This is a genomic window from Neisseria sp. P0018.S001 (genome assembly GCF_051957355.1).
Taxonomy (GTDB): Bacteria; Pseudomonadota; Gammaproteobacteria; order Burkholderiales; family Neisseriaceae; genus Neisseria; species Neisseria subflava_A.
Genome location: NZ_JBQCWN010000025.1, coordinates 1 through 6,380, shown reverse-complemented (window position 1 = coordinate 6,380; position 6,380 = coordinate 1). Strand labels below are relative to the sequence as shown.

The following is a 6,380-nucleotide window of genomic DNA, read 5'->3' as shown; positions in this document are numbered from 1 at the left end:
CGAGTGTGATCAAGTCAGGCATCAATGCCGCCAGCAAGAAAGTAACCAACGTAGCCGCCGGTACCGATGACGCCGATGCCGTCAACTACAGCCAGCTGAAACAGCAAAGCGCCGCCGCCCGTACCGAAGTTGCAGCCGGTACCAACATCAAAGACGTGGTTAAAGGAGTCGGCAATAAAGGCCAAGACGTTTACACCGTCAACGCCAAAGGCACGACTGCGAGCGCCGGTTCGAGCAAAGTGACCGTTACCGCCGCTGAAAAGGCCGACAACGTGACCGACTACAGCATCGACTTGGCGCAAGACACCAAAGACGACATCCAAAAAGGCGTAGATGCCAAAACCGCCGTTGACAGCAAAGGCCTGACCTTCAACGGCGACAGCGGCAGCACCAATATCGAAAAACTCGGCTCCACCGTGACCGTTGCCGGCGACGACAACATCACCACCGAAGCCCAAAACGATAAAGTGACCGTTAAGCTGAAAAAAGACCTGGTAGTGAACAGCGTCGAAGCCGGCGACACCACCGTGAACAACGACGGTGTGAAAGTAGGCGACGATGTCGCATTGACCCAAAACGGCGTTAAAGCAGGCGATGTCAAACTGACCAAAGACGGTTTGAACAACGCCGGCAACAAAGTGACCAACGTAGCCGATGGCGACCTCAATGCCAACAGCAAAGATGCCGTTAACGGCAGCCAACTGTTTGCGACCAACCAAAACGTAGCCAACAACGCCGCCAATATCGCCAAAGGCATCAACTTCGGCGGTACCGCCGGCAGCAACAACTACGCATTGGGCGACACCATCAATGTCAAAGGCGACAGCAACATCATCAGCGAAACCGTAGCCGGTGGTGCACAGTTGAAACTGGCCGATGTATTGAATGTTGGTCAAGCTGTTCCGGTGAAAATCGATGGAGATAAAGGCGAAGTCAGCGGCTTGAGCAATACGACTTTGGGTGGCAGCGATTTTGCCCAAGGCAAACGTGCGGCGACCGAAGAGCAGCTGAATGCAGCCCAAGAACAGTTGGTGAATGTATTGGGTGGCAATGCGGCTAATAATGGCGGCAACATCAGCATGACCGATATTGGCGGTACTGGTGAGAACAACATCCACGATGCAATCAAAGCCGTTAATGCAACTGCCAATCTGCCTTTGACTTTCGGCGGCGACAGCGGCAAAGATGTTGAACGCAAACCGGGTACGAAGCTGAATATTGTTGGTGGTCAAACCGATCCAGCCAAACTTTCAGACGGGAATATCGGCGTTGTAGCGAATGGTTCTGATAAGTTGGAAGTCAAATTGGCTAAAGACCTGGCAGTTGACAGCGTGAAAGCCGGCGACACCACAGTCAATACTGACGGCGTGAAAGTTGGTGATGTCAACCTGACTAAAGCCGGATTGAGCAACGGCGGCAACAAGATTACCAATGTTGCAGCCGGTACCGATGATACTGATGCGGTGAATGTTGCTCAGTTGAACAAAGCTGCGGCTGCGGCTAAGACTGAAGTCGTTCAAGGCGATAACATTGTTGTTACTCAGGATGTCGGCGCCAATGGCCAAACCATTTACAAAGTGGCTACCGATAAAAACTTGAAAGTAGACAGTGTTACCGCAGGCGATACCGTGATGAATAATGACGGTGTGAAAGTAGGCGATGATGTTGCATTGAACAAAGACGGCTTGAAAGCAGGCGATGTGAACCTGACCAAAGCTGGCTTGAACAACGGCGGCAATAAGATTACCAACGTTGCGGCCGGTACGGATGACACCGATGCAGTCAATGTTTCTCAACTGAAACAAGCTGCGGCTGTGTCTAAGACCGAAGTCGTTCAAGGTAAGAACATCGTTGTCACTCAGAAAACAGGCGACAAGGGTCAAACTGTTTACGAGGTGGCAACCGATAAAGACTTGGATGTTGACAGCGTGAAAGCCGGCGACACCACCGTTAACAACGACGGTGTGAAAGTAGGCGACGATGTTGCATTGAACAAAGACGGCTTGAAAGCAGGTAAGGTAAACCTGACTAAAGACGGCTTGGACAATGCGGGCAACAAAGTAACCAACGTAGCGGATGGCGACGTCAACGCCAACAGCAAAGATGCCGTTAACGGCAGCCAGTTGTACGCAACCAACCAAAACGTAGCCAACAACGCTGCGACTATCGCTAAAGGTATCAACTTTGGTGGTACGACCGGTAGCAACAACTACGCATTGGGCGACACCATCAACGTTAAAGGCGACAGCAACATCATCAGCGAAACCGTTGCCGGTGGCGCTCAACTGAAGCTGGCTGACGAGATTAGCGTGAAGACAGTGAATGCCGATACATTCAAAGCAGGCGATACTGTGATGAATAACGATGGCGTGAAAGTCGGCGATAAAGTTGCGTTGAACAAAGATGGTCTGACCGCAGGCAATACCGTGGTCAACAACGATGGCGTAACCATCGCTGCACCGACTGAAAACAATCCGAACAACCAAGTCAAATTGTCTCCTGTCGGTCTGAACAACGGCGGCCAACGTATTACCAACGTGGCTCCGGGTAAAGACGGTACAGACGCGGCAAACGTGAACCAGTTGATTGGTTTGGGTACCGAGTTGCAGAACAACATCAACCAAGTAGGCAAGAAAGCCTACGCGGGTGTGGCCGGTGCGATTGCCCAAGGCTCGATTCCTCAAGTAACCCGTCCGGGTGCGACCGGTATCGGTGTCGGCAGCGGCTACTATGGCGGCCAGTCTGCCATGGCCATCGGCGTGTCTGCGATGAGCGACGGCGGCAACTGGATTGTCAAAGGCAACTTCTCGGCCAATACCGACGGTCATGTCGGTGTGGGTGCCGGTGCGCTGTATCAGTGGTAAGTTGGCAATGACAGGCAACTAGATTTGCTGCCTGAATAGGGAGGCCGTCTGAAATTTTAGGTTTCAGACGGCTTTTTTTCTGAAAACACTTGAATTTAGGCTAGATGAAACGATATGCTTCATCTATTTACCGCATGACTCTGAAAGAGAACAAATGAGCAAAACCATCCATTATTTGAAAGACTACGCCGCGCCAGCGTACCGTATTCTGAAAACCGACCTGCATTTCGATATTTTAGAACCACAAACCATCGTCAAATCCAGTCTGACCGTTCAACCTGAAAGAGCAGGGGAGCCGTTGGTATTGGATGGTTCGGCAAAACTGCTGTCTGTGAAAGTAAACGGCCAGGCCGTAGATTATGTGTTGGAAGACGAAAAACTGACGATTGCAGGCGTGCCGTCTGAAAACTTTACGCTGGAAGTGGAAACCGAAATTCTGCCTGCTGAGAACAAATCTCTGATGGGTCTGTATGCTTCCGGCGGCAATTTGTTTACCCAATGCGAACCGGAAGGTTTCCGCAAAATTACGTTCTACATCGACCGTCCGGATGTCATGTCTAAATTTACCACCACGATCGTTGCAGACAAAAAACGCTATCCGGTGTTGCTGTCTAACGGCAATAAAATCGGTGGCGGCGAGTTTTCAGACGGCCGTCATTGGGTGAAATGGGAAGATCCGTTTGCCAAACCGAGCTATCTCTTTGCTTTGGTGGCAGGCGATTTGGCGGTAACGGAAGATTATTTTACGACCATGAGCGGCCGTAAGGTCAAAATCGAGTTCTACACCACGGAGACAGACAAACCTAAAGTCGGTTTTGCAGTTGAATCGTTGAAAAATGCGATGAAATGGGACGAAACACGCTTCGGTTTGGAATACGACTTGGATATTTTCATGGTCGTTGCCGTGGGCGATTTCAATATGGGCGCGATGGAAAACAAAGGTTTGAATATTTTCAACACCAAGTTTGTGCTGGCCAACAGCCGTACCGCGACCGATACCGACTTTGAAGGCATCGAATCTGTTGTCGGCCACGAATATTTCCACAACTGGACGGGCAACCGTGTGACCTGCCGCGATTGGTTCCAATTGTCGCTGAAAGAAGGTTTGACCGTATTCCGCGATCAAGAGTTTTCCGGCGACCGAGCCAGCCGCGTGGTACGCCGTATCGACAATGTCCGTATGCTACGCTTGTTCCAATTCCCTGAAGATGCAGGCCCGACTGCGCATCCTGTTCGCCCGGCCAGCTATGAGGAGATGAACAACTTCTACACCATGACCGTCTATGAAAAAGGTGCAGAAGTAGTGCGCATGTATCATACCTTGCTCGGAGAAGAGGGCTTCCAAAAAGGCATGAAGCTGTATTTCCAACGCCACGATGGTCAGGCTGTGACTTGTGATGATTTCCGTGCCGCAATGGCAGACGCAAACGGCATCAATCTTGATCAGTTTGCTTTATGGTACAGCCAAGCCGGTACGCCGGTTTTAGATGCTCAAGGCCGTCTGAAAGGTGGAGCGTTTGAATTGACCATTAAACAAACCATTCCGGCCACGCCCGATATGGCGGACAAGCAGCCGATGATGATTCCGGTCAAAACCGGTTTGCTGAATGAAAAAGGTGAAGCGGTTGAGTTTGAATATCAAGGCAAACGGGTGAAAGAGGCGGTTTTGGTATTGACCGAAGCCGAGCAGACTTTTGTGTTGGGCGGCGTCAATGAGCCGGTTATCCCGTCTCTGCTACGAGATTTTTCTGCACCGGTTACCCTGAACTATCCATACAGCGAGCAAGAATTGGCGACTTTGCTGGCGGCAGATGAAAATGAGTTTGCACGTTGGGAGGCTGCTCAAACCCTGTATCATCGCGCCATTAATGCCAACCGTCAGGCATTGGCGGAAGGCCGTCCTTTACCGGAACACAAAGCATTGATGGATGCTTTGGCTTTGGTGGTTTCCGGTGACTTTGATCCGGCATTCCGTGCCATTTTGCTGCAAATGCCGTCTGAAACCGATGTATGGGCGGAAGAAGAAAATATTGACCCGATTCAGGTTCATCAAGCGCGTGAAGCCTTGCTCAATTCCGTTGCCGTCAAGTTCCTGCCTCAATGGCGCGAGTTGAACCGTCAGGCTGCCGAGCAAGAAAACCAAGCCGATGCCGCTGTTCGTTATGAATACAGCCCGGAATTGGCCGGCTGGCGCACTTTGCGTAATGCTTGCAGGGCATTTATCCTTCGTGCTGACGCTGCGCATATCGAGCACGTTGCGGAGAATTACGAAGCAATGGCGCAAAACATGACCCACGAATGGGGTATCTTATCTGCAATCAACAGCAATGAAAGTGAAATCCGCGATCGTTTGTTGACACAATTTGCCGATAAATTCGCCGATGATGCTTTGGTAATGGACAAATACTTTGCCCTGATTGCCTCAAGTCGCCGTAAAGATACTTTACAGCAAGTTCAGACGGCCTTGAATCATCCTAAGTTCAGTATTGAAAACCCAAATAAAGCCCGTTCTTTATTGATGAGCTTCAGTCGTAATATTCCGCACTTCCATGCAGAAGACGGCAGCGGCTACCGCTTTGTAGCAGATAAAGTGATGGAAATTGACCGCTTTAATCCGCAAGTTGCCGCTCGACTGGTGCAGGCTTTCAACATCTGCAACAAATTGGAAGCCAACCGCAAAGCCGTTATGACTAAAGAGTTGCAACGCATCCATGCACAAGAAGGTTTGTCCAAAGATGTGGGCGAGATTGTTGGTAAGATTTTAAATGAGAAATAAAGCTTGTCTGTTGAACTTATTGTTATTTGGCAATAAGGATAGATAGACTAAAGGCCGTCTGAAACTGATTGGTTTCAGACGGCCTTTTTATATACAACGCTTAAATTAATTTTCGTTGAGGGTAGGGCATAAGAATAAAAAAGAGCCTGCATAAAACAGGCTCTTTTTCATACTAATCCAAAGATTAGAATTTGTGACGCAGGCCAACAGTGCCAGCAGTTTTCTCGTATTTGTAGTCGCCTTTGCCTTCTTTCAACCAGCCGGCAGAAACCAGAGCAGAAGTGCGTTTAGAGAAGTCGTAGTCAGCACCAACGATAACTTGGTTGTAAGCGCTGTTCTCTTGTTTCACGCCTTCTTCTTTAGCTTTGAAGCCGTGAGCGTAAGAAACACGAGGAGTTACGTTGCCGAAGCGGTAAGCAGCAGTTGCACCAACTTCAGTACGTTCGTTTTTCTTAGCACCAGCTACGTCAGCTTTGAAGCCTTCGTATTGACCTACAACAGCAACCATCAGGTTGTTAGCATCGTAACCAGCAGTCAGACGGTGAGCTTGGTGATCTTTGTAAGTACCAGCAGCCAAATTATTGTTGCGGTTGAATACTTTCAAGTAATCAGCAGTCAAGTCAGCACGTTTAGCATAAGAACCAGCATAGCGACCGAAGAAGCCAGAGTTTTCGTAGTTCAGACCCAAGTCGTAAGACTCGCGGCTTTTCACAGTGTGAGTATATTTGTCGCTAGGGTTA

3 protein-coding genes are annotated in these 6,380 nt (G+C 49.7%); 2 read left to right on the top strand and 1 reads right to left on the bottom strand.

Annotated elements, in window-relative coordinates; translation table 11 throughout:
• Together ACTHTJ_RS10455 and pepN are read left to right on the top strand one after the other, a co-directional pair.
• Positions 1-2,864, top strand: a 2,864-nt coding sequence (locus ACTHTJ_RS10455) for a YadA-like family protein (protein WP_440362663.1), incomplete at its 5' end; no start/stop codon positions are given.
• A gap of 154 nt (positions 2,865-3,018) precedes the next feature.
• Entirely contained in the window at positions 3,019-5,640 is a 2,622-nt protein-coding gene (pepN, locus tag ACTHTJ_RS10450; protein WP_070585019.1) for an aminopeptidase N, read from the top strand.
• Positions 5,641-5,824: 184 nt separating this feature from the next.
• Here pepN and ACTHTJ_RS10445 read toward each other — a convergent pair.
• Positions 5,825-6,380, bottom strand: a 556-nt coding sequence (locus ACTHTJ_RS10445) for a porin (RefSeq protein ID WP_440360944.1), incomplete at its 5' end; no start/stop codon positions are given.